Here is a 20,028-nt window from a genome sequence, read left to right as displayed (position 1 = left end):
AAGCTTCAGTCAGACCGTAACGATGGGGACCATCATATGACCTTCCGCACTCTCGGCCAGTTCGTCACCGAGGTCACCCCCACCCCGAGCCCGACGGACTTCGACACCGACCAGGTGACGCCAGGGGTCGTGGGCTTCGTCGTGACGTTCGTCGTGGCCCTGCTCGTGATCCTTCTCGTCGTCGACATGGTGCGTCGGGTGCGACGGGTGAACTACCGCGCACAGATCGCGGAGGACCTGGACGCCGAGGAGCGCGAGCTCGCGGAGGCCGAGGCGGAGGGCCGCGATCCGTTCGCACCCCGCCCGAACGGTGACGAGGAGGATCGACCCGAGCCCGGGCGGTCCTAGCCGGCCTCCGTGCCGGAGCCCCTCAGCGCGCCGTCGACCCCTGTCGGTCAGCCGTTGTAGACGGGGTCGATGGCGAGCACGAGGATCGCGGTCCAGTGGCAGAGGAACGCGAGAACCGTGCACACATGGAAGAGCTCGTGGAAGCCGAAGTGGCCCGGCCAGGGGTTCGGCCGTTTGAGGGCGTACATGACGGCCCCTCCGGTGTAGAGCAGTCCGCCGATGATGACGAGCGTCATCGTGACGGGGCTCGCGACGAAGATGTCCACGATGTAGGCCATGGCCGCCCAGCCGAGGGCGATGTAGAGGGCGACGTACAGCCAGCGCGGCGCGCCGATCCAGAACACGCGGAAACCGATGCCGATGAGAGCGCCGACCCACACGGCGACGAGCAGGATCACACCCTTCGACGGGGGGAGGGCGAGGAGGGCGATGGGCGTGTAGCTCCCCGCGATGAGCAGGAAGATGTTCGAGTGGTCGAAGCGCTTGAGAAGGACCTTGGCGCGCGGCGACCAGTCGAACCGGTGGTAGAGCGCCGACATGCCGAAGAGCATCAGCGACGACGCCGCGAAGACCGCCGACGCCCATTTCGCGGTGGCCCCGTCGGCGAGCACGACGAGGACGATACCGGCGGCGATGGCCACGGGGAACGTTCCGGCATGGATCCAGCCGCGCCACGTCGGCCGGACATCGCTCGGAAGCGTCGTGCCGGCGTCGAGGAGCGGGATGTTGGGGAGGTCGGGGCCGCGGGACTCGTCCGATGCGACCGCCCGATCCGCCGCCTGTTCGTCGTGGTGCTGGGGGGACATGGGGCCAGGATAGTCGCCCGTGCTGGGTCGGCTCTTCGCCATCCCGGAGTGGTCGCCGAGCGGGCGCGTCCACGGCTCGAACCTCTCCTCAGGCGCGGTTCCCGTGTCGGTGCGGCTGCGTCGAGTGGACTACCGTAGCCCTGTGACTGGGTGGACCGAACCGTTGGGCCGTGGTGTGCTCTACAGGCTCTACGAGAAGAGGCTGCGGCGCGGTCTCCGGCCGGATTCCCTCCCGCATCACGTTGCGATGATCATCGACGGCAACCGGCGCTGGGCGAAGCAGCTCGGCTATGAGACGGCGGCGCACGGCCATCGTGCCGGGGCCGCCAAGATGCGCGAGTTCCTCACCTGGTGCGACGACCTCGGCATCGGTGTCGTGACGCTGTATCTGCTGTCGAGCGACAACCTGCAGAACCGGCCGCAGGGCGAGCTGAGCGAACTCATCGAGATCATCGCCGAGCTGGCCGAGGATGTCTCGCATTTCCGTGACTGGCGGGTCCAGCACGTCGGTGACTCCGCTCGGCTCCCGGTGCCGCTCACAGCGGCTCTCACGGGCGCCCAGGCGCGGACCTCCGACCGAACGGGACTCCACGTCAATCTCGCCGTCGGCTACGGCGGACGGCACGAGATCGTCGATGCGATGCGGACCATCGTGCGGAAGCATCACGTAGAGGGCGGGAGCCTCGACGAACTCGCCGAGTTGCTCACCCCCGACCTCATCGGCGAGCACCTCTACACCGGGGGCCAGCCCGATCCGGACCTGGTGATCCGTACATCGGGTGAGCAGCGGCTGAGCGACTTCATGCTGTGGCAGAGCGCCCACAGCGAGTTCTACTTCATGGAGGCACTCGGTCCCGACATGCGCGAGGTGGACTTCCTCCGCGCGCTGCGCGACTATGCCCGCCGCAACCGCCGCTTCGGCAGCTGATCGACGAGGACCCACGATGACGGACGACATGATGACGGGTGAGATCCCTCGCGCGACCGCGGCAGATCCGGCAGACACGTTCGCCGCGGGCTTCACGGAGGACCCGGGCTACCTCGACTACGCGAAGGTCGGTCCGCTGTCAGCAGCCGTGCAGGCCGAGGCCATCGCAGCGAATGAGGCACTCGCACGCTTCCGGCACGGCGCGTTCACGGGACTCGCGGCCGCCGGGGAGCGCGCCCGTGCGGGGCTCGCGGCTGTGAGCGGATTCCGGCCGGACCAGATCGTGTCCCAACCGTCGACGAGTCACGGGCTCATGCACGTGATGCTGGGCCTCAGCGGCACCCTGCTGGTGTCTCCGGCCGAGTTCCCGAGTCTTCCCGTGGCCGCTCAGCGAGCTGCAGACGCCATCGGCTCCATGACACCGCGATGGCTCGGCGCCGGATCGTCCGACGGGCCGGGGCACGTGACACCTGCGGCGGTCGAGGCCGGTCTCGACGATGAGGTGACGGCGGTCGCCGTGAGCCTCGTCGACTCGCGCACCGGGTATGTGGCCGACCTGGAGGCGATCAGATCCGTGATCGGCGATCGGCTGCTGATCGTGGACGCGATCCAGGGCTTCGGAGTCGTCGACGCGCGCTTCGACGCGGCCGACGTGATCGCAGGAGGCGGCCAGAAGTGGTTGCGCGCGGGATGGGGCACCGGGTTCCTCGCCATGGGCGACCGAGCGCGGGAGGTGCTCTCTCCCGTCCTCTCGGGGTTCACGGGAACGGCGGAGATCGAGCCGTGGGACGAGGTGCCAGCGCCGGCTGGCGGCGTGTCGGCGTTCACGCTCTCGAATCCCGACCTCGTCGCGTGCGCGCGCCTTGCGGCATCCCTCGAGGAGATCGCCGAGACGGGGGTGTCCCTCCTCGCGTCGGCCATCGCCGAGCGGGTCGCCCAGGTGATCGACATCGCCGACGAACTCGCCATGCCCGTCGTCTCACCCCGCACCGAGCATGAGCGTGCCGGCATCGTCGTGCTCGAGCCCGGCCCCGGTCAGCTCGGCGCCGTCGGGGCTTCCCTCCACAACCACGGGGTCACGGCGACGACCCGCCAAGGACGCGTCCGCCTGAGTGTCCACGCGGGGACCACGGCGGAGACGCTCGGGATGCTGCGCGACGCGCTCATCTCGGCGACGACCCTCGCTCCCTGAGCCGGGACCGAAGGGGTCGGCACAGCCGGGTGCGAGCGTCGTCCGAAGTGTTAACGTTCTCGAAACCTGACGCGCCGCGTGTCGGTATTCCCCTCCGCGGCAGGGGGACGTAGCCTCCGAGTTATCAGGTATCGCGCCTGATCGAGTCGGCCACGTAAGTTCGATTCGTAACCACTCCGTGGCCGCTCGTCGAGAGATTCCGAGTGATGCTCGGGGTGGGAGAGCTCGTGACCACGTTGAAGACCTCCGCGGCGACGACCAGCGGACGGACACCGGAGAAGAAGGCCGGCACTCGATCGGGAGCGTCACGCCTCCCGGATCAGGCCGAACGCACGTATGTGCTCGATACGTCGGTCCTTCTGTCCGATCCGCGGGCGCTGTTCCGTTTCGCCGAACACTCGGTGGTGATCCCGGTCGTCGTGATCGGGGAACTGGAGGGGAAGCGGCACGACCCGGAGATCGGGTACTTCGCCCGGCAGGCTCTGCGGCTCCTCGACGACCTCCGCATCGAACACGAGCGGCTCGACTTCCCGGTTCCGACGGGGCCGGAGGGCGGCACCCTGCGGGTGGAGCTCAACCACTCGAGCATGGCCGCGCTGCCGAGCGGCCTGCAGCTCGGCGACAACGACTCGCGCATCCTCGCCGTCGCCCTGAACCTCGCGAACGACGGCCTCGCCGTCACGGTCGTGTCGAAGGACATGCCGCTGCGCGTGAAGGCCGCATCGATCGGTCTCGCCGCCGAGGAGTACCGCGCCGAGCAGGCCGTGGAATCCGGGTGGACCGGGCTCTCCGACATCCACCTGTCGGCCAACGAGATGTCCGACCTGTGGGAGAGCGAGATCGCCCTCTCGAACGAGGTCGACGGGCTGCCCCTCAACACGGGTCTCGTCATCCACTCCGAGCGCGGATCCGCCCTCGGGAGGGTGACCGGCAAGCGCGAGTTCACGCTCGTGCGCGGTGACCGCGACGTGTTCGGGCTGCACGGGCGTTCCGCGGAGCAGCGGCTCGCGATCGACATGCTGCTCGACCCGGAGATCGGAATCGTGTCGTTGGGAGGTCGAGCGGGAACGGGGAAGTCCGCGCTCGCCCTCTGCGCCGGACTCGAAGCCGTGCTCGAGCGTCAGCAGCACCGGAAGATCATGGTCTTCCGCCCGCTGTACGCCGTGGGTGGACAGGAGCTCGGCTACCTTCCCGGCGATCAGGGCGAGAAGATGAACCCCTGGGGTCAGGCGGTCTTCGACACGCTCGGGTCGGTCGTCTCGCAGAACGTCCTCGACGAGGTCGTGGAGCGGGGGATCATCGAGGTGCTGCCGCTCACGCACATCCGCGGGCGTTCGCTGCACGATGCGTTCGTGATCGTCGACGAGGCGCAGTCGCTCGAGCGCAATGTGCTCCTCACCGTCCTGTCGCGCATCGGACAGAACTCCCGTGTCGTCCTCACGCACGACGTCGCTCAGCGCGACAACCTGCGCGTCGGGCGTCACGACGGCGTCGCGTCGGTGATCGAGACGCTCAAGGGCCACCGGCTCTTCGGGCACATCACGCTGACGCGGTCGGAGCGCAGCGCGATCGCCGGTCTCGTCGCGGAGCTCCTGGAGTCCAACGAACTCGCCTGAGCGCGACAGGGAGATAGAGAACGGCCCCGTCCATCCGACGGGGCCGTTCTCTGTCTCCCTGATCGCGGGCGTGTGGAGAGTGACGACGCGGCGCGGGCGCTCATGGCTACCATCGCCGGATGCCCGTCGCCGAACCGACCTTCGACCCCGCCCTCGAACCGACCGCCGCGACAGTGGGCCGTCGGCCGTCCTCGTCCCACCCGTGGTGGTTCGGCTGGCGGATGTGGCGGTGGGAGCGGTCCGATCTCATCATCGGGACTGCCCTCGCGGTCCTGCTCATCCTCGTCACGGGGATCGGGCCGGCCATCGTTCCCGGGGTCCCGCTCGCGCTCGCGACGCCCGTGCTGTGGCGGGTCGACGTCACCGAACTCCGCCTGCCGAATGCTCTCGTCCTGCCCATCGGCGCTCTCACACTGGCTTCGCTCGTCGCCCTCGGCCTCGCGGACGGGGCCGTGCCCGTGGCGCCTCTGGCGAGCATGACGGCGACGTTCGTCTTCTTCCTGATCCTCAGCATCGGCGGGGGCATGGGGATGGGAGACGTGAAGCTCGCCGTGGTCCTCGCGGGCGTGCTCGCGCTCGTCCGCATCGACGCTGTGCTCGCCGCGGCGATCATCGCGTTCGTCTCCGGCGGAGTCGCTGCTCTCGTCGTCCATGTGCGGTCCCGTCAGCGGAGCATCCCGTTCGGACCGTTCCTGCTCATCGGGTTCTGGGCGGCGATCGTCCTGGTGGCCTGAGCGACGGGTTATCGTCGATCGATGACCATTCCCGCGCCGACGATCCCGGTTCCGCCCTCCGTTCGCCGACGGGCAGGCGATGCGAGCCTGGTCCCGGTGTGGGAGAACGCGGACGGCGGACTGACGTTCCGTGTGGGGGAGGGAACGTCCGGCACACACATCAAGTGGGGTCCGTCCGACTATCGGGAGCTGTTCCGACGTGAGGTCTCGGCGCTGCGGTGGGCGTCATCGTGGATCGACGTGCCGCGTGTCGTCGAGCTCGACGTGGACGACGCCGACGGTGGGGTCATCCTCGTGACGTCGTCGCTCGCGGCGCGTTCCGCGGTCGACCCCCACTGGATCGCGCGCCCCGAACGCGCCGTGAGGGCGTGCGGCGTGGCGCTCCGCATGCTGCACGACGCACTCCCGGTCGAGGAGTGCCCGTACTCGTGGGAGGTCCCGGTCCGCATCGCGGAGGCGGCGTCCCACGGCAAGATCGCGCCGGACGACCTGCGCACCCCGCCAGCCGTCGACCGGCTCGTCGTGTGTCACGGCGATCCGTGCGTGCCGAACACGTTCCTCGACGATTCGGGCGCTCCGGCCGCGTTCGTCGATCTGGGCATGCTCGGCATCGCCGATCGCTGGGCCGACCTGGCCGTCGGCTCGATGAGCGTGGGGTGGAACTTCGGTCCCGGCTGGGAGCACCTGTACTTCGAGGGCTACGGAATCGAGCCGGATGCCGAGCGCATCGACTACTACCGCCGGCTCTGGGACGCCACCTGATCCCGGGCCACGACGACGGGGCGGACTCGAACGAGTCCGCCCCGTTTCGGCAGGTGGTTCCGTGAGCTGGTGCCGGATCAGCCCGGGTGGGTCATCGAGAGCAGGTCGAGCGCGTTGTCGAGCTGCTCCTCGGTGACCTCGCCGCGCTCGACGTAGCCGAGGTCCACGACGGCCTCGCGCACCGTGATGCCCTTGGCGACGGAGTGCTTGGCGATCTTCGCGGCCTGCTCGTAGCCGATCACCTTGTTGAGCGGGGTGACGATCGACGGAGACATGCCGGCGAGGGCCGCAGCGCGCTCGACGTTCGCCTCGAGGCCGTCGATCGTCTTGTCGGCGAGGACGCGCGTCGCGTTGCTCAGCAGGCGGATCGACTCGAGGAGCGCCGTTCCCATGAGGGGGATCTGCACGTTGAGCTCGAACGACCCGGAGGCTCCACCCCAGGCGATGGCGGCGTCGTTGCCGACGACACGTGAGCACACCTGGAGCACGGCCTCGGGGATGACCGGGTTGACCTTGCCCGGCATGATCGACGATCCCGGCTGCAGGTCCGGGATATGGAGTTCGCCGAGACCCGTGTTCGGCCCGGAGCCCATCCAGCGGAGGTCGTTGCAGATCTTCGTCAGGCTCACGGCGATCGTCCGGAGCGCGCCGGAGGCCTCCACGAGACCGTCGCGGTTCGCCTGCGCCTCGAAGTGGTCGGCCGCCTCGGTGATGGGCAGCTCCGTGTCGGACTGGAGGAGGGCGATGACGCGCTGCGGGAAGCCCGCGGGGGTGTTGATCCCCGTACCGACGGCCGTGCCGCCGAGGGGCACCTCCGCGACGCGGGGGAGAGCGGTGCGCACACGCTCGATGCCGAGGCGCACCTGGCGGGCGTAGCCGCCGAACTCCTGACCGAGTGTGACGGGCGTGGCGTCCATGAGGTGGGTGCGGCCCGGCTTGACGGCGTCCTTCCACGCGTCGGCCTTCGCTTCGAGCGAGACGGCGAGGTGGTCGAGCGAGGGGATGAGGTCGTCGATGAGCGCGCTCGTGACCGCGATGTGGACGGAGGTGGGGAACACGTCGTTCGACGACTGCGAGCAGTTGACGTGGTCGTTCGGGTGCACGGGGGCGCCGAGGTGCCGTGTCGCGAGCGTGGCGAGCACCTCGTTCATGTTCATGTTGGAGGACGTGCCGGAGCCCGTCTGGTAGACGTCGATCGGGAACTCGCCGTCGTGCACACCCGAGATGACCTCGTCTGCCGCGGTTCCGATCGCGTCCGCGATGTCCTGCGGAAGGACGCCGAGTTCGGCGTTCGCCGCCGCTGCGGCCTTCTTGATGCGCGCGAGGGCTGCGATCTGCGTCGACTCGAGCGCCGTCCCGGAGATGGGGAAGTTCTCGACCGCGCGCTGCGTCTGCGCGGCGTAGAGCGCTGCGGCCGGAACCCTCACCTCTCCCATCGTGTCGTGCTCGATACGGAAGTCTCCGGCGGCGGGCGATGAGGATGAAAGTGACACGCTGTCTCCTTGGTACGCGGGTGACGCTTCTCTGCGTCGGGGTTTCGTTCGTCTTGGCTATGAGGCCGGGTCTTCCCGGCTGTGTCTGAGGGACTATTCGACGGGAGGGTCGACGCGACCGACCACCACGTCGGGATTGACCGTGCCCTCGGTGAGGCGGTAGTTGGCTCCGACGATCGCGAGGGTCCCCGCTGCGACAGCCTCTGCAATCATGACAGACCGTTCGAGGAGCTCGGAGACCGTATCGCGCAAGTGCTCCTTGCCCACGAGGAGGGCGTCCACCGTGTCCGGATCGATCGGCCCGGAGCCCGCGACGCGGGTCACGGCGGGCACGATGCGCTGGATGATGCCGTCGATGTGCGGCGGGAGCGGGGTCGCGTCCTCCGCTCGCGAGTCGATGGCCGCACGGACGGCGCCGCACTCGTCATGACCGAGGACGACGATGAGCGGGACGCCGAGGACGCCGACGGCGTACTCGAGCGAGCCGACCACCGAGTCGGAGATGACCTGGCCGGCGTTCCGGACCACGAAGAGGTCGCCGAGGCCCTTGTCGAAGATGATCTCGGCCGCGAGTCGCGAGTCGGCGCAGCCGAAGAGAGCGGCGTCGGGTAGCTGGTGGTGGGCGAGCTCGTTCCGACGCTCCACGTCTTGGCGGGGGTGCCGGGGCTCCCCGGCGACGAATCGTGCGTTGCCGCGCAGCATCTCCTGCCATGCCTTGCCCGGTCGTTTCGTGGGCATCAGTTGCCTCCGTCTTCCGTGTCGGAATCCTGCGTGTCTTCTTCGGTGTTCTGGTCGTCCGCGTTGGCCGCTACTTGCGGCGCGATGGCCTCTGCGACGAGGGTGATCTCGTCGATCGATCCCGTTCCGAACACCGCGACCGTGCTCGTGCCCGATTCCGTCGTGAGGGCGTAGTGGACGTTGCCGAAACCGTCCGTGCTCTCGCGGTTGTCGTACACGGTCCACTCGAGTCCGCCGATCGTAGAGACCGAGGAGGCCACCGATCTGTTCAGCTGCGTGGCGAGCCACGTCGGGTCGGCGTCGAATCCCTGGGTGATGCCGACGAATTCGTCGCTCGGCGTGACGAACCCGACGTTCCAGGACGTGACGCCGCCGGTGCCCGTCGACCTGATCTCCGCGTAGTTGCTCGACCAGCCGTCCGGCAGCTCGGGGTTCACGAGCGTCTCCTGCCGGGTCTGCTGGGCCTCCTGCGTCACCGAACGCCAGTCGACGGCGCGATCGAGGGGCTGATCCGAGCGGGGGACCACGAGCACGATGAGGGCCACGACCCCGACGGTGGCGAGGAGGGAGTAGACGAGGTTGTTGATGGTCTTGCGGGCGCGATAGTTCCGCGAGTTCTCGGCCTTCCGCGCGGCCGTCTCCTCCGGTGTCTCCGGGCGACCGAGTTCGGCGACGACGCGCCCGCCTCGGGGACGCTGCTGTCGGGGGGACCTGTCGCTCATTCGGTATCCGTCGGAGGCTGGGCCGCCGACCGAGCGGCCTCGAGACGCTTCTTGGCGCCGAGCAGCCATTCCTCGCAGCGCCGGGCGAGGGCCTCTCCGCGCTCCCACAGCGCGAGCGACTGCTCGAGCGTTGGCGCACCCTGCTCGAGTTCCGAAACCACACGCACGAGTTCGTCGCGGGCCTCCTCGTAGCTCAGGGCGGCGACGTCGGTGGGCGTGGTCATGGTGTCCATTCTATCGAGGCGCGTCGAGGGAACCGGCCGCGGCTGCGCGCTCCGGGGAGGTCGGGATCAGTGCTCGTCTGTGGACGCAGGACCCGTCGACACCGCGCCGATCGCGCCGTCCGCGGTGGTGATGCGCAATACGGCGGAGTCGGGGGCGTCGGCCGCCGTGCGTACGATCGCACCGTCGGCTCGCTGGGTGATCGAGTAGCCCCGTGCCAGTGTCCGCTGGGGCGACAGGGCACGGAGTCGCGACGTGGACTCGGCCACGAACCGCTCCTGCCTCTCGACGACGCGCTCGACGAGGTCGACACCGCGCGAGACGTAGCGCGTGAGGTCCTCAGCCCGCGCGTCGATGATCCACGACGGCTGAGCGAGTGCCGGCCGCGACCGGAGACCGTCCAGACGGTGCGTCTCGGTGGAGAGGATGGCGCTCAGTCTCACGGCGATGCGACTGCGCAGTTGACCGACGAGCGCTGACTGCTCCGTCACGTCCGGGACGACGCGTTTTGCGGCGTCCGTCGGTGTCGAAGCACGGAGGTCCGCCACGTCGTCGAGCAGCGGGCGGTCGGCCTCGTGCCCGATGGCCGAGACGATCGGTGTGACCGCTGCGGCCGCAGCGCGCACGACCCTCTCGTCGCTGAACGCGAGCAGGTTCTGGAAGTCGCCGCCGCCGCGCGCGACGACGATGACGTCGACGTCCGGGTCGGTGTCGAGTTTCTGGATCGCGGCGACGACCTCGCCGACGGCCCTATCACCCTGGACGGCGGCGTGAACCACACGGAACTCGACCTGAGGCCATCGCAGTTGAGCGTTTCGGAGGACGTCATTCTCGGCGTCCGAGTCCTTGCCTGTCACGAGGCCGATGCAGTGGGGGAGGAACGGGAGCGGCTTCTTGCGGCGCGCGTCGAAGAGTCCTTCGTCTGCGAGCTGCGCGCGCAGGCGCTCGAGCCTCTCGAGCAGGTCGCCGAGGCCGACGTGCTTCATCGCGAGGACCTGCATCGTGAGGCTGCCGCCCTTGAGCCAGTAGTTCGCCTTCATGAGGACGACGACGTGGTCACCCTGCTTCAGGTCGGCGGGGATCTTCGCGCGCACGGAGGACCACACGGTGAAGCCGACCGTGGCGTCGGCGTCGAGGTCCTTGAGTTTGCCGTAGACGTTCCCTCCCGAGACGCCCCACTGCGTGATCTGTCCCTCGACCCAGATGGTGCCGAGACGATCGATGTAGTCCCGGAGCTTCGCTCCGAGCAGCGCGACCGGCCACGGCGACTCGGCCGTCGCCGGGCCGCGCTCTCCTGTCGCCGTCGTGCCGTCCCCTCCGGGGAAGCGTGGCGTCCGTGCGTCCGTCACCGTCTGTCGCCTCTCTTGCATCCTGTCGAGCCCTGTGCCACGAAAGATTCAGGATGCACCACCGTAGAATCGGATGGTGACCGCCACTTCCATCGGACTACCGACGCCTCGAGTGCCGAGCCCGCGCGGCCGGCTCAAGGATACCGCGGCGACGGGCACCGGCCGGGTCCTCCTGGCCGCACCCCGTGGATACTGCGCCGGCGTCGACCGCGCCGTCATCGCGGTCGAGAAGGCCCTCGAGCGGTACGGCGCGCCCGTGTACGTGCGTAAGCAGATCGTCCACAACGTGCACGTGGTGACGTCCCTCGAGGCGAAGGGCGCGGTCTTCGTCGAGGAGGTCGACGAGGTTCCCGGGGGCGCTCACGTGGTCTTCAGCGCCCACGGCGTCTCCCCGGCTGTCGTCTCGGCGGCCGCCGACCGCGGCCTGCAGGCCATCGACGCCACGTGCCCGCTCGTCACCAAGGTGCACCGCGAGGCCACGCGCTTCGCTCGCGACGACTATCAGATCCTGCTCATCGGCCACGAGGGACACGAAGAGGTCGAGGGCACGGCCGGCGAGGCGCCGGATCACGTCACGCTCGTCACGTCACCGGAGGCTGCGGACTCCATCGAGGTCGCCGACCCGGAACGGGTCGTGTGGCTCTCGCAGACCACCCTCAGCGTCGACGAGACGATGGAGACGGTGAGGCGGTTGAGGGAGCGCTTCCCGTCCCTCGCCGATCCGCCCTCTGACGACATCTGTTACGCGACGCAGAACCGGCAGGTGGCCATCAAGAAGATCGCCGATCGTTCCGATCTCGTCATCGTCGTGGGCTCCGCGAACTCCTCCAACTCCGTCCGCCTCGTCGAGGTCGCATTGGAGTATGGAGCGAGAGCCGCCTATCGTGTCGACTACGCGAGCGAGGTTCGTCCTGAGTGGTTCGAGGGCGTCGAGACCGTCGGCGTCACGAGCGGCGCATCGGTTCCCGAGGTGCTCGTCCGTGATCTGCTCGCCGACCTGGCCGAGGCCGGCTATGCCGACGTGGAGGAGGTCACGACGGCCGAAGAGGACCTCGTGTTCTCGCTTCCGAAGGAACTCCGAACGGATCGCAACGGTGCGCGCGATTCGCGTGCCATGGGTGGAAGGCGCTCCTCGTGAGCAATCAGACAGACCACGACCGCACACCGTCGGCTCCGCGCCCACGGCCCCAGTTCGGCGAGCTCGCGACGCCCGAGGAGCAGCGCGCGGCCATCGCCGTGCCCATCGATGCTGCCGCGGCCGAGTCCGTGCCCGTCGCCGATGTTCCGGCGAAGGACGTTCCTGAAACGCTCGCGGAGCAGAAGGTGACCCGTGCGAAGCAGTCGCGCGGGGAGCAGAAGGAGACCGCAGACGGCGGTGTTCGTGCGCCCGTCGACCGTTTCGCCAGCTGGGCCCTTCTGGGTGTGGGTCTCTTCAACATCCTGACGTCGTCATCAGCTCTCATTGATCTGCCGGCCGCGATCACGCAGTTCTTCGCAGCCGACGGCCTCGATCCGTATGGTCCGGTGCTGGCCGGGCGTGTGCTCGGTATCGGCGCTCTCGTGGTGAACGTCGCGCTGTGGATCCTCACCCTGATGATCGTGCAGCGCCGAGTGAACGCAGGACGGACGAGCTGGTGGATCCCGATCGTCGTCGGAGTCGCTGCGAACGTCATCCTGCTCGTCTGTGTCGGGGCCGCCATGATGATCGACCCGTCGGTGCTGGACTACGTCCAGCGGATGTCGGGAGCGACGCCCTAGGTCTGGAACGATCGGGGCTCATCGCCCGTCCACGAGGAAAGCCCCGGCCGAGGCCGGGGCTTTCGTCATGCGTTGGTCACGCGGTGGTCCTCAGAGGATGATCAGCTCTGCGACTTGCCGTACGAGCCGAGCTGACGCGTCGCGTCTGCGACACGTGCGGCCATCGCCGTCTCGGCGACCTTGCCCCAGGCGCGGGGGTCGTAGAGCTTCTTGTTCCCGACCTCACCGTCGACCTTGAGCACGGCGTCCCAGTTCGAGAACATGTGGCCGGCGACAGCACGCGTGAATGCGTACTGGGTGTCGGTGTCGATGTTCATCTTGACGACGCCGTTCGCGACGGCCGTCGAGATCTCCTCGTCCGTGGAGCCGGAGCCGCCGTGGAAGACGAGGTCGAGCGGCTTCTCGCCCGTGCCGTACTTGGCGGCGAGGCCTGCCTGGATCTCGCCGAGGAGTTCCGGCTTCAGCTTGACGTTGCCGGGCTTGTACACACCGTGCACGTTGCCGAACGTGAGGGCGGCCATGTAGCGGCCGTGGTCGCCGAGTCCGAGGGCCTCGACGGTCGCGATCGCGTCGTCGAGCGTCGTGTAGAGGTGCTCGTTGATGTCGTGGCTGACGCCGTCCTCTTCGCCGCCGACGACGCCGATCTCCACCTCGAGGATCGCGTTGATCGCCTTAATGCGGGGGAGGATCTCCTTGGCGATCTCCAGGTTCTCGTCGAGGGGAACGGCCGAGCCATCCCACATGTGCGACTGGAAGATCGGGTTGCCGCCGTCCTTCACACGCTCCTCTGACGCAGCGATGAGGGGCATGACGAAGCCGTCGAGCGCGTCCTTCGGGCAGTGGTCGGTGTGGAGGGCGACCGTGATGGGGTAGTTCTTCGCGACCTCGTGGGCGAAGGCGGCGAAGGCCAGGGCGCCCGCTGCGCGGTTCTTGACGGTGTGGCCGGCGAAGTAGTCCGCGCCACCCGTCGTGACCTGGATGATGCCGTCAGAGCCGGCTTCCGTGAGGCCCTGCAGGACCGCGTTGATGGTCTGCGAGCTCGACACGTTGAATGCCGGGTAGGCGAAGCCGGTGGACTTCGCTCGATCGAGCATCTCGGCGTACTGCTCCGGGGTGGCGATGGGCATGACGGCTCCTTAAGAGGTCGAACGGGTTGCTTGGGTCGAGTCTAGTGATGCGGGCCGAGTAAGCTCGAAGACGGGTACCCGCCGCCCGCTTCGACTGCTCACGCCGATCAACGCTTCCGGGAGGACTCATGCCCACCGTCACCACTGACACCCCTTCGTACGCCTCGCACCCCGACAGGAACCTCGGGCTCGAGATCGTCCGCGCCACCGAGGCCGCCGCCATCCGCGCCGTCCCGTTCATCGGTCGCGGCGACAAGCTCGGGGCGGACGGCGCGGCCGTCGACGCCATGCGCACGTTCCTCGGAACGGTCAACTTCGACGGCGTCGTCGTGATCGGGGAGGGCGAGAAGGACGAGGCGCCCATGCTGTTCAACGGCGAGCGCGTCGGCAACGGCTCGGGTCCCCAGTGCGACATCGCCGTCGACCCGATCGACGGCACGTCTCTGACCGCCACGGGACGGCCCAACGCCATCTCGATGATCGCCGTGTCCGACCGCGGCACGATGCTCGATGCGTCGAGCGTGTTCTACATGGACAAGATCGTCACGGGGCCGGAGGGCCGCGGGGTCGTGCACCTCGAACAGTCCGTCGCTGAGAACATCCGAGAGCTCGCGAAGGCGAAGGGCAAGCCCGTCGCGGACATCCGCGTGGCCGTTCTCGACCGCCCGCGCCACGAGGGACTCATCGAGGAGATCCGCGCGGCCGGCGCGCACACACGCCTGCTGCTCGACGGCGACGTGGCCGGCGGGATCAACGCCGCCCAGTCGACGCACCGCGTGGACATGTGCATCGGAACCGGTGGCAGCCCCGAGGGCGTCGCGACGGCGTGTGCGATCAAGGCCCTGGGAGGTCTCATCCAGGGCCGGCTCGCGCCGAAGAACGACGAGGAGCGCGCGCGGGGCCTGGCCGCTGGGCTGAAGTTCGACTACGTCTACGAGGCGGACGAGCTCGTGGCCGGCGACAACACCCTCTTCGTGGCGACGGGTGTCACCGACGGCGAACTCGTCGCCGGCGTCTCGACGAACGGTCCGATCGTCAGCACGTCCAGCATCATCTTCCGCAGCCACTCCGGAACGGTCCGGCGCATCCAGGCCGACCACCTGCGCGAGCGCTGGCTCTAAGGGCGCTTTCCCCGCGGATCGTCTGGTCTCAGCGCGCTCCTCGCGGAGAGCGGCTGCTCTCAGAGGGGGAATCGACGTCGAGGCGGCGTTCGAGGTCGGCTCGACCGTCGAAATCCGCCCGTGTGATCGGGCCGGCCGGTGCGGCCGCTGCGCTGTCGTCTCCGTTGACGGGGCCGCCATGGGGGGCCTCCTCGAACTCGACCGCCGTCAGTCTCCGCGGCGATTGGGTGATGGTGGCCGGCTCCTCGATGAGCTTGGTCTCGTCGACGCCGGGGAACTGCCGGGCCGTGACGAGCACCCGCGTCTCGAGCGAGTTCGCGAAGCGGTTGTAGCTGTCCACCGTGCGCTCGAGTGATCGCCGCAGTTGATCGGCGTGCCCGGCGAGCGTGCCGAGTCGGTCGTACAGCGCCGACCCGAGCTGGAACAATCGCTTCGCCTCGTCGGTCACCGCGTGCTGCTGCCATGCCGAGGCGACGGTCTTGAGCACCGACCACAGGGTGACGGGGGTCGCAAGAGCCACCCGTTTCCCGAACGCGTAGTCGAGCAGGCTCGGGTCGGCCTCGAGTGCCGCCGAGAGGATCGACTCGCTCGGCACGAAGGCCACCACGAACTCGGGGCTCGACGCGAAGCCCTGCCAATAGGCCTTCTTCGCCAATGCGTCGACGTGGGACCGGACGGCGCGGACGTGGCGGTCGATGAGCGACGCCCGCCTGGCTGCCTCTTCGCCCGTGGCCGTCGCGGGGATGCTGGAGGCGGTGAGCACGTGTTCGAGTGGCACCTTGGCGTCGACGGCGATGGCGGCTCCACCCGGAAGGCGTACCACCATGTCGGGACGGAACGAGCCGCCGTCGGTCGTGATCGTGTGCTGCAGATCGAAGTCGACGTGCTGCGTGAGGCCCGCGACCTCCACGACGCGCCGGAGCTGGGTCTCGCCCCACACGCCGCGAGTGCTGTTCGACCGAAGGGCGCTCGCGAGCGCCTCGGTCGTGGCTCGCAATTGCTCGTCCGACGTGCGGGACGCCGCGAGCTGCTCCGCAAGGGAGCCGAGCTGCTCGCTGCGCTGCTGCTCGAGCTCGGCGACGGTGCGCTGCATGGTCTGAAGGGTGTCGCGGACGGGGGCGAGTGCTTCGAGGACGCGCCTCTCGTCGCGCTCGCGCTCGTCGCGGGCGGCCCGCTCCGATCGTTCCGCGTCGAGCTGCTCGCGGGCCCCGTCGAGAGCCGCCGACATGGCGGCGAGCTCGGCCTCGAGAGCCGATCGCTTCGCGATCTCCGCGGCGCGGATGGCCGAGACCGACGCCTCTGCGCGCGCCGCGACGAGTTCCGCGTCCCCACCCGACAGCCCGCGGGATCGGACAGCGGCCCCTCCCACGACGAAGCCGATGGCGGCGCCGGCGACGAGCGCGAGGATCGCGACGAGTACGAGGATGGGGTCCATAGACTCGAGTGTGCGCCACACCACCGACATCGGTGTCGAGACCCGCTGGGACGGGGCATGACGCTCGGTCGGGAAGCATCTCGGCGGGGAGCCCGGATCGTTGCTGCGCGTCGAACGAGAGCGACGCTCGTCAGCCTCTGTGCGGCGACGAGAACGTAGCTCACAGGAGGAGGTCACGACATGACGGAATCGATCGAATCGACGGCGGGGGACGACCGCCACGCGACGGCCGCGCGCTCCTTCGACGCGGCTGCCGAGATCTACGAGGCCTCCCGGCCCGACTACCCGGCCGCAGCCGTGGAGTGGATGCTCGCACCGGACGCTCGGCAGGTGCTCGACCTGGGCGCGGGAACCGGGAAGCTCACGAGCGCCCTCGTCGACCGCGGACTCGACGTCGTGGCGGTCGACCCGTCCGGGCCGATGCTCGATGTGCTCCGTCGACGGGTTCCGGCGGCACGGGCGCTGGTCGCGGGTGCCGAGGACCTCCCACTCGACGACGCATCGGTCGATGTCGTGACGGTCGCCCAGGCCTGGCATTGGGTGGACCCCGTCCGGGCGAGCGCCGAGGTGGCGCGCGTGCTCCGACCCGGTGGAACTCTCTCGCTCGTCTGGAACATCCGCGACGAGAGCGTCGAGTGGATCCGTCGGTTCGGTGAGATCGCCGGCTCCGAGAGGTCGTTCAGGGATCTGGGGGAGTCGCCGGTGGTGGGTCCGGAGTTCGCCGGGCTCGAAAGCTCGGTGTTCCCGTGGTCGCGAACGATGACGAGAGACGAGGTGCTCGACCTCATCAGGTCGCGGAGCTGGTACCTCACCGCGGACCCCGAGCGACAGAGCGAGATGGTGAGCGCCGTCTCCCGACTGGTGGAAGACGCGACCGTCGACGGTGTCGTCGAGATGGTGTACGTCACCGAGGTCTTCCGCGCACGCAGAGCCGTCCGAGCCCGTGCCGTCCCGTAGAGCCGTTTGAACCTGTGCCGTCCCGCAGAGCCGTCCGAGCCCCGCTCGGCGCATCCTGTGGGGCCGGCGAGCGTTCGGCCGCCATCTCTCGATCGGCCCCGTCCGTCGACGGCCGCGTCGATCATCGGCAGGTCGGCCGTCGTGTCAGAAGGGCGGGTCGGGGGAGTCGCGCACCGTCCGACCGAGGGGACTCGTCCACACGAGTGCGGCGCCCGTGCCCGGCGGACGAGACACCTGCCACGAGGTCTGGTGCTTGAGGCGATGGTGTCCGCGACACAGGCAGGCGAGATTGTCGAGCGACGTCTGTCCGCCGTGCTCCCACGATCGTGTGTGATCGATGTCGCAGCGGTCGGCGCCGCGTTCACACCCCGGGAACCGACAGCGCACGTCGCGGAGCTGCACGAGGCGCCTCAGGTCGGCCGGAACCGCGTAGGAGCTGCGGCCCACCGACACGACGGTGCCCGTCTCGGGGTGGGTGAGGATGCGGAGGAACGAGGGAGCCGATGCGGCGAGATCCTCGGCGACGGCCGTGGGGATCGGACCGTATCCTTCGAGCACGGCCGGCTCCTCCGATCGTCCGAGCAGTGTCAGCGCCGGAACCGTCACACGCACGGTCGGACGGAAGCGCGAGTAGCGGCCGGCGGGTCGCCGCGAGCCACGAGACACTGCCGGGGTGCGCACTGCCCGCGAGTCACGAGCGCTCTGGGTGCCGAGTGTGTCGTGCCGGCCGGAATTCGAGTCGTGCTCTTCCGCCGGAGCATCGTGGACATCGCCGTGGAGAAGCAGATCGGCCGCGACGTCGGCTCGGATCTGCGCGATCGACCGGTGCTCGTCCGAGGCGGCGGCGAGTGCTCGTGCGGCGGCATCGACGCGTTCGTAGGCTCCACGGACCTCGACGCACGGGGCACACAGATGGAGCCACGCCATGCCGTCTCGATCAGCCTCGAATGCGACACGGCGCTCCTCCCGACGTCGCGCGGCCCTGATGTCGATCGAGAGGGGGTGGAGTCGTTCGCGGACTGCCCGTGCCCGTCGTCGGATCTGCGCGGGGGTTCCGTGCAGTGCGGTGGGGAGGACGAGCCGCTCGAACTCTGACTCGGTGCCCTGCGGAACCTCGGTGACTCCGTCGGCGAGCGCGCGGGCGTGGGCCGGAGAGATCGCGCCATCGTCGAGCGCGGCGAGAGCCGAGGGAAGCCGTGCGAGCCGGGTCGCCTCGTCGAGCTGTGCCCGGACACTCGACTCGCTGACGCGACGTGCCACGGCGATCTCGGCGACGATGAGGCGCGCGCCGAGCTGTTCGCGGACGGCGGCCTCGCGATCGGCATCGCGTTCCGACTCCCGGGCGGCTCGCGGATCGAGAACGACGTGCTCGGCACCGACCTCGAACGCCCTCCGGTCCACCTCCGCGAGCAGCCGCGACGACCGCGCATGGAGCGCGGACTGCGCGCGATCGAGCTCGAGGAGGCGCTCGAGGAGGACGGAGACGTCGAGCGAGCTGAGATCTTCCTCGCGCCGAGTCGACCCGGCTGCCTCTGACAACCCGGTACCGGACCCGGACGTGCCAGATCCAGACGTGCCGGACCTGGACGTGCCGGACCCGAGAGCACCAGGCACGTTTGCACCAGGCGCACCCGTGCCTGTCACTGTCTGGCCCGCCCCCGCGAGCATCCCCCGATGCATACGCCAACTCAACCACCCACCACCGACATTGAGTCCGGCCGGACCGGGTCCGTGTCTGCACCGGCGCGCGACGGCCCCACCGTCGCCGATCGACGCATGTCGACCCCGGTAGCCTGGGCTCGTGCGCATGGGCAGGTTCTACGTCTTCCTCGTCCTCGCCAACCTCTTCTGGGCCGGGAACTTCCTCTTCGGCAGCGTCGTCGTCGAGCAGGTCTCGCCGTTCCTCCTCACCGCCCTCCGCTGGGCGGCGGCCGCCCCGCTCCTGATCGTCCTCGCGATCGTGGTCGAGAAGCCACGGTGGCGCGACGCCCTCCGCGAATGGCCGCTCCACCTGCTGCTGGCGGGGCTCGGACTCGTCGGTTTCTGCGTGTTCAGCTACGAGGCCCTGAGACACACGACCCCCGCGGACGCGAGCGTCGTCGGCGCCATCAACCCGGCTCTCATCGCGATCGTGGCCGGACTCATCGCCCGTGAGCGCGTCGGGGGCCGACGGGTGCTCGGCATCGGCATCTCACTCGTGGGCGTCCTCGTCGTGATCAGCCGCGGCGATCCCGCATCCCTCCTCCGGGCGGACGTGAACGAGGGACACCTCTGGATGCTCGGCGCCGTCGTCGTGTGGACGGCGTACACGATCCTCGGGCGCCGGCTGCGCACCGGCCCGGTCACAGCGTCGGCGGTGCAGGCGAGTATCACGACGGTGGTCCTCGCTCCGTTCGCCGTGCCGCAGCTCGGGGGAGTGTCGCTCGACGGTGCCGCGCTCGGCGGCCTCCTCTACATCGCGATCTTCCCGTCGGTGCTCTCGCTCGTGCTCTGGAACGTGTCGGTGAAGAAGGTCGGTGCCAGTACGGCCGGCGTGTACCTCAATGTCCTGCCCATCTTCACCGCGCTCCTCGGGCTCGCGGTGGGCATCGCGATCGGCTGGCCGACGGTGCTCGGCGGGGTGCTCGTTGTGCTCGGCGTGACCATCACGTCGATCCGACGGAGGGCTGCTGAGCGGCTCGGTGGAGGCCCGGAGCCGCGCGGGCACCTACGATAGATTC

Annotated in this window: 20 protein-coding genes; 11 read left to right on the top strand and 9 right to left on the bottom strand. The window is 69.1% G+C overall.

The features are described from left to right. The first annotated feature begins 36 nt into the window (after nucleotides 1–36). Entirely contained in the window at nucleotides 37–348 is a 312-nt protein-coding gene (locus CLV49_RS18050; RefSeq protein WP_106564778.1) for a hypothetical protein, read from the top strand. Nucleotides 349–395: 47 nt separating this feature from the next. Here CLV49_RS18050 and trhA read toward each other — a convergent pair whose 3' ends face one another. Next, nucleotides 396–1,154, bottom strand: a complete 759-nt coding sequence (gene trhA, locus CLV49_RS18045; protein WP_106565214.1) for a PAQR family membrane homeostasis protein TrhA — start codon at nucleotides 1,152–1,154, stop codon at nucleotides 396–398. A gap of 142 nt (nucleotides 1,155–1,296) precedes the next feature. On the opposite strand from trhA, the gene CLV49_RS18040 reads away from it, so the two are divergent. From CLV49_RS18040 to CLV49_RS18020, 5 genes are all read left to right on the top strand, one after another. Then, nucleotides 1,297–2,082, top strand: coding sequence for an isoprenyl transferase (locus tag CLV49_RS18040; protein WP_106565213.1), 786 nt, complete (start codon nucleotides 1,297–1,299; stop codon nucleotides 2,080–2,082). A 16-nt stretch (nucleotides 2,083–2,098) separates the two neighbouring features. Then, entirely contained in the window at nucleotides 2,099–3,274 is a 1,176-nt protein-coding gene (locus tag CLV49_RS18035) for an aminotransferase class V-fold PLP-dependent enzyme (RefSeq protein ID WP_243696498.1), read from the top strand. 206 nt (nucleotides 3,275–3,480) lie between these two features. After that, a complete protein-coding gene (gene phoH2 / locus CLV49_RS18030; RefSeq protein WP_106564777.1) occupies nucleotides 3,481–4,890 on the top strand; it encodes an RNA 5'-3' helicase PhoH2 in 1,410 nt (469 codons plus the stop codon). Nucleotides 4,891–5,009: 119 nt separating this feature from the next. Next, on the top strand, nucleotides 5,010–5,624 hold the full coding sequence (locus tag CLV49_RS18025) for a prepilin peptidase (protein ID WP_106564776.1): 615 nt from the start codon (nucleotides 5,010–5,012) through the stop codon (nucleotides 5,622–5,624). A gap of 21 nt (nucleotides 5,625–5,645) precedes the next feature. Continuing rightward, nucleotides 5,646–6,386, top strand: a complete 741-nt coding sequence (locus CLV49_RS18020; RefSeq protein ID WP_106564775.1) for an aminoglycoside 3'-phosphotransferase — start codon at nucleotides 5,646–5,648, stop codon at nucleotides 6,384–6,386. Nucleotides 6,387–6,463: 77 nt separating this feature from the next. Here the strand turns inward: CLV49_RS18020 and CLV49_RS18015 are convergent, their stop codons facing one another. The 5 genes from CLV49_RS18015 to xseA form a co-directional block, all read right to left on the bottom strand. Then, nucleotides 6,464–7,879, bottom strand: a complete 1,416-nt coding sequence (locus CLV49_RS18015) for a class II fumarate hydratase (RefSeq protein ID WP_279432387.1) — start codon at nucleotides 7,877–7,879, stop codon at nucleotides 6,464–6,466. A 93-nt stretch (nucleotides 7,880–7,972) separates the two neighbouring features. Further along, nucleotides 7,973–8,617 (bottom strand): carbonic anhydrase, encoded by a 645-nt coding sequence (locus tag CLV49_RS18010; protein ID WP_106564773.1) that lies wholly within the window; start codon nucleotides 8,615–8,617, stop codon nucleotides 7,973–7,975. Then, the gene (locus CLV49_RS18005) at nucleotides 8,617–9,339 is read right to left on the bottom strand and encodes a DUF4245 domain-containing protein (RefSeq protein ID WP_158262005.1); all 723 of its coding nucleotides are present in this window, start codon (nucleotides 9,337–9,339) and stop codon (nucleotides 8,617–8,619) included. The genes CLV49_RS18010 and CLV49_RS18005 overlap by 1 nt, the downstream gene beginning before the upstream one ends. Beyond that, on the bottom strand, nucleotides 9,336–9,572 hold the full coding sequence (locus CLV49_RS18000) for an exodeoxyribonuclease VII small subunit (RefSeq protein ID WP_106564771.1): 237 nt from the start codon (nucleotides 9,570–9,572) through the stop codon (nucleotides 9,336–9,338). The genes CLV49_RS18005 and CLV49_RS18000 overlap by 4 nt, the downstream gene beginning before the upstream one ends. Before the next feature lie 57 nt (nucleotides 9,573–9,629). After that, nucleotides 9,630–10,910 carry an exodeoxyribonuclease VII large subunit gene (gene xseA, locus CLV49_RS17995; RefSeq protein ID WP_424978000.1) on the bottom strand — a complete coding sequence of 427 codons (1,281 nt, stop codon included), beginning with the start codon at nucleotides 10,908–10,910 and terminating at the stop codon, nucleotides 9,630–9,632. A 73-nt stretch (nucleotides 10,911–10,983) separates the two neighbouring features. Between xseA and CLV49_RS17990 the strand changes: the two genes are divergently transcribed. Next, nucleotides 10,984–12,048 carry a 4-hydroxy-3-methylbut-2-enyl diphosphate reductase gene (locus CLV49_RS17990; protein WP_106564769.1) on the top strand — a complete coding sequence of 355 codons (1,065 nt, stop codon included), beginning with the start codon at nucleotides 10,984–10,986 and terminating at the stop codon, nucleotides 12,046–12,048. Beyond that, nucleotides 12,045–12,668 carry a DUF6264 family protein gene (locus CLV49_RS17985; RefSeq protein WP_106564768.1) on the top strand — a complete coding sequence of 208 codons (624 nt, stop codon included), beginning with the start codon at nucleotides 12,045–12,047 and terminating at the stop codon, nucleotides 12,666–12,668. The genes CLV49_RS17990 and CLV49_RS17985 overlap by 4 nt, the downstream gene beginning before the upstream one ends. Before the next feature lie 101 nt (nucleotides 12,669–12,769). Here CLV49_RS17985 and fbaA read toward each other — a convergent pair whose 3' ends face one another. Then, nucleotides 12,770–13,795, bottom strand: coding sequence for a class II fructose-bisphosphate aldolase (fbaA, locus tag CLV49_RS17980; protein WP_106564767.1), 1,026 nt, complete (start codon nucleotides 13,793–13,795; stop codon nucleotides 12,770–12,772). Nucleotides 13,796–13,923: 128 nt separating this feature from the next. Between fbaA and glpX the strand changes: the two genes are divergently transcribed. Continuing rightward, on the top strand, nucleotides 13,924–14,916 hold the full coding sequence (gene glpX, locus CLV49_RS17975; RefSeq protein WP_106564766.1) for a class II fructose-bisphosphatase: 993 nt from the start codon (nucleotides 13,924–13,926) through the stop codon (nucleotides 14,914–14,916). Nucleotides 14,917–14,944: 28 nt separating this feature from the next. On the opposite strand, the gene CLV49_RS17970 is transcribed toward glpX, so the two are convergent. Then, nucleotides 14,945–16,351, bottom strand: coding sequence for a DNA recombination protein RmuC (locus CLV49_RS17970; RefSeq protein WP_106565211.1), 1,407 nt, complete (start codon nucleotides 16,349–16,351; stop codon nucleotides 14,945–14,947). A gap of 180 nt (nucleotides 16,352–16,531) precedes the next feature. On the opposite strand from CLV49_RS17970, the gene CLV49_RS17965 reads away from it, so the two are divergent. Next, nucleotides 16,532–17,308 (top strand): class I SAM-dependent methyltransferase, encoded by a 777-nt coding sequence (locus CLV49_RS17965; protein ID WP_106564765.1) that lies wholly within the window; start codon nucleotides 16,532–16,534, stop codon nucleotides 17,306–17,308. Nucleotides 17,309–17,452: 144 nt separating this feature from the next. Here CLV49_RS17965 and CLV49_RS18595 read toward each other — a convergent pair whose 3' ends face one another. Next, the gene (locus CLV49_RS18595) at nucleotides 17,453–18,847 is read right to left on the bottom strand and encodes an HNH endonuclease signature motif containing protein (protein WP_243696500.1); all 1,395 of its coding nucleotides are present in this window, start codon (nucleotides 18,845–18,847) and stop codon (nucleotides 17,453–17,455) included. Nucleotides 18,848–19,115: 268 nt separating this feature from the next. Between CLV49_RS18595 and CLV49_RS17955 the strand changes: the two genes are divergently transcribed. Continuing rightward, entirely contained in the window at nucleotides 19,116–20,024 is a 909-nt protein-coding gene (locus CLV49_RS17955) for a DMT family transporter (protein ID WP_106564764.1), read from the top strand. The last annotated feature ends 4 nt before the right edge of the window (nucleotides 20,025–20,028 follow it).

The organism is Labedella gwakjiensis (assembly GCF_003014675.1).
Taxonomy (GTDB): domain Bacteria; phylum Actinomycetota; class Actinomycetes; order Actinomycetales; family Microbacteriaceae; genus Labedella; species Labedella gwakjiensis.
Note: the sequence above shows the minus strand (reverse complement) of the source record. Positions and strands in the feature narration are given on the sequence as shown.

What these genes read in the sequence shown, in the direction of transcription:
- trhA (WP_106565214.1), bottom strand. Translation starts at nt 1,154, where the DNA reads ATGTCCCCCCAGCACCACGACGAACAGGCGGCGGATCGGGCGGTCGCA.
- CLV49_RS18010 (WP_106564773.1), bottom strand. Translation starts at nt 8,617, where the DNA reads ATGCCCACGAAACGACCGGGCAAGGCATGGCAGGAGATGCTGCGCGGC.
- CLV49_RS18000 (WP_106564771.1), bottom strand. Translation starts at nt 9,572, where the DNA reads ATGGACACCATGACCACGCCCACCGACGTCGCCGCCCTGAGCTACGAG.
- CLV49_RS18050 (WP_106564778.1), top strand. Translation starts at nt 37, where the DNA reads ATGACCTTCCGCACTCTCGGCCAGTTCGTCACCGAGGTCACCCCCACC.
- CLV49_RS17990 (WP_106564769.1), top strand. Translation starts at nt 10,984, where the DNA reads ATGGTGACCGCCACTTCCATCGGACTACCGACGCCTCGAGTGCCGAGC.
- CLV49_RS17965 (WP_106564765.1), top strand. Translation starts at nt 16,532, where the DNA reads ATGACGGAATCGATCGAATCGACGGCGGGGGACGACCGCCACGCGACG.
- CLV49_RS18005 (WP_158262005.1), bottom strand. Translation starts at nt 9,339, where the DNA reads ATGAGCGACAGGTCCCCCCGACAGCAGCGTCCCCGAGGCGGGCGCGTC.
- CLV49_RS17955 (WP_106564764.1), top strand. Translation starts at nt 19,116, where the DNA reads ATGGGCAGGTTCTACGTCTTCCTCGTCCTCGCCAACCTCTTCTGGGCC.
- phoH2 (WP_106564777.1), top strand. Translation starts at nt 3,481, where the DNA reads ATGCTCGGGGTGGGAGAGCTCGTGACCACGTTGAAGACCTCCGCGGCG.
- CLV49_RS18035 (WP_243696498.1), top strand. Translation starts at nt 2,099, where the DNA reads ATGACGGACGACATGATGACGGGTGAGATCCCTCGCGCGACCGCGGCA.
- CLV49_RS18020 (WP_106564775.1), top strand. Translation starts at nt 5,646, where the DNA reads ATGACCATTCCCGCGCCGACGATCCCGGTTCCGCCCTCCGTTCGCCGA.
- fbaA (WP_106564767.1), bottom strand. Translation starts at nt 13,795, where the DNA reads ATGCCCATCGCCACCCCGGAGCAGTACGCCGAGATGCTCGATCGAGCG.
- glpX (WP_106564766.1), top strand. Translation starts at nt 13,924, where the DNA reads ATGCCCACCGTCACCACTGACACCCCTTCGTACGCCTCGCACCCCGAC.
- CLV49_RS18025 (WP_106564776.1), top strand. Translation starts at nt 5,010, where the DNA reads ATGCCCGTCGCCGAACCGACCTTCGACCCCGCCCTCGAACCGACCGCC.
- CLV49_RS17970 (WP_106565211.1), bottom strand. Translation starts at nt 16,351, where the DNA reads ATGGACCCCATCCTCGTACTCGTCGCGATCCTCGCGCTCGTCGCCGGC.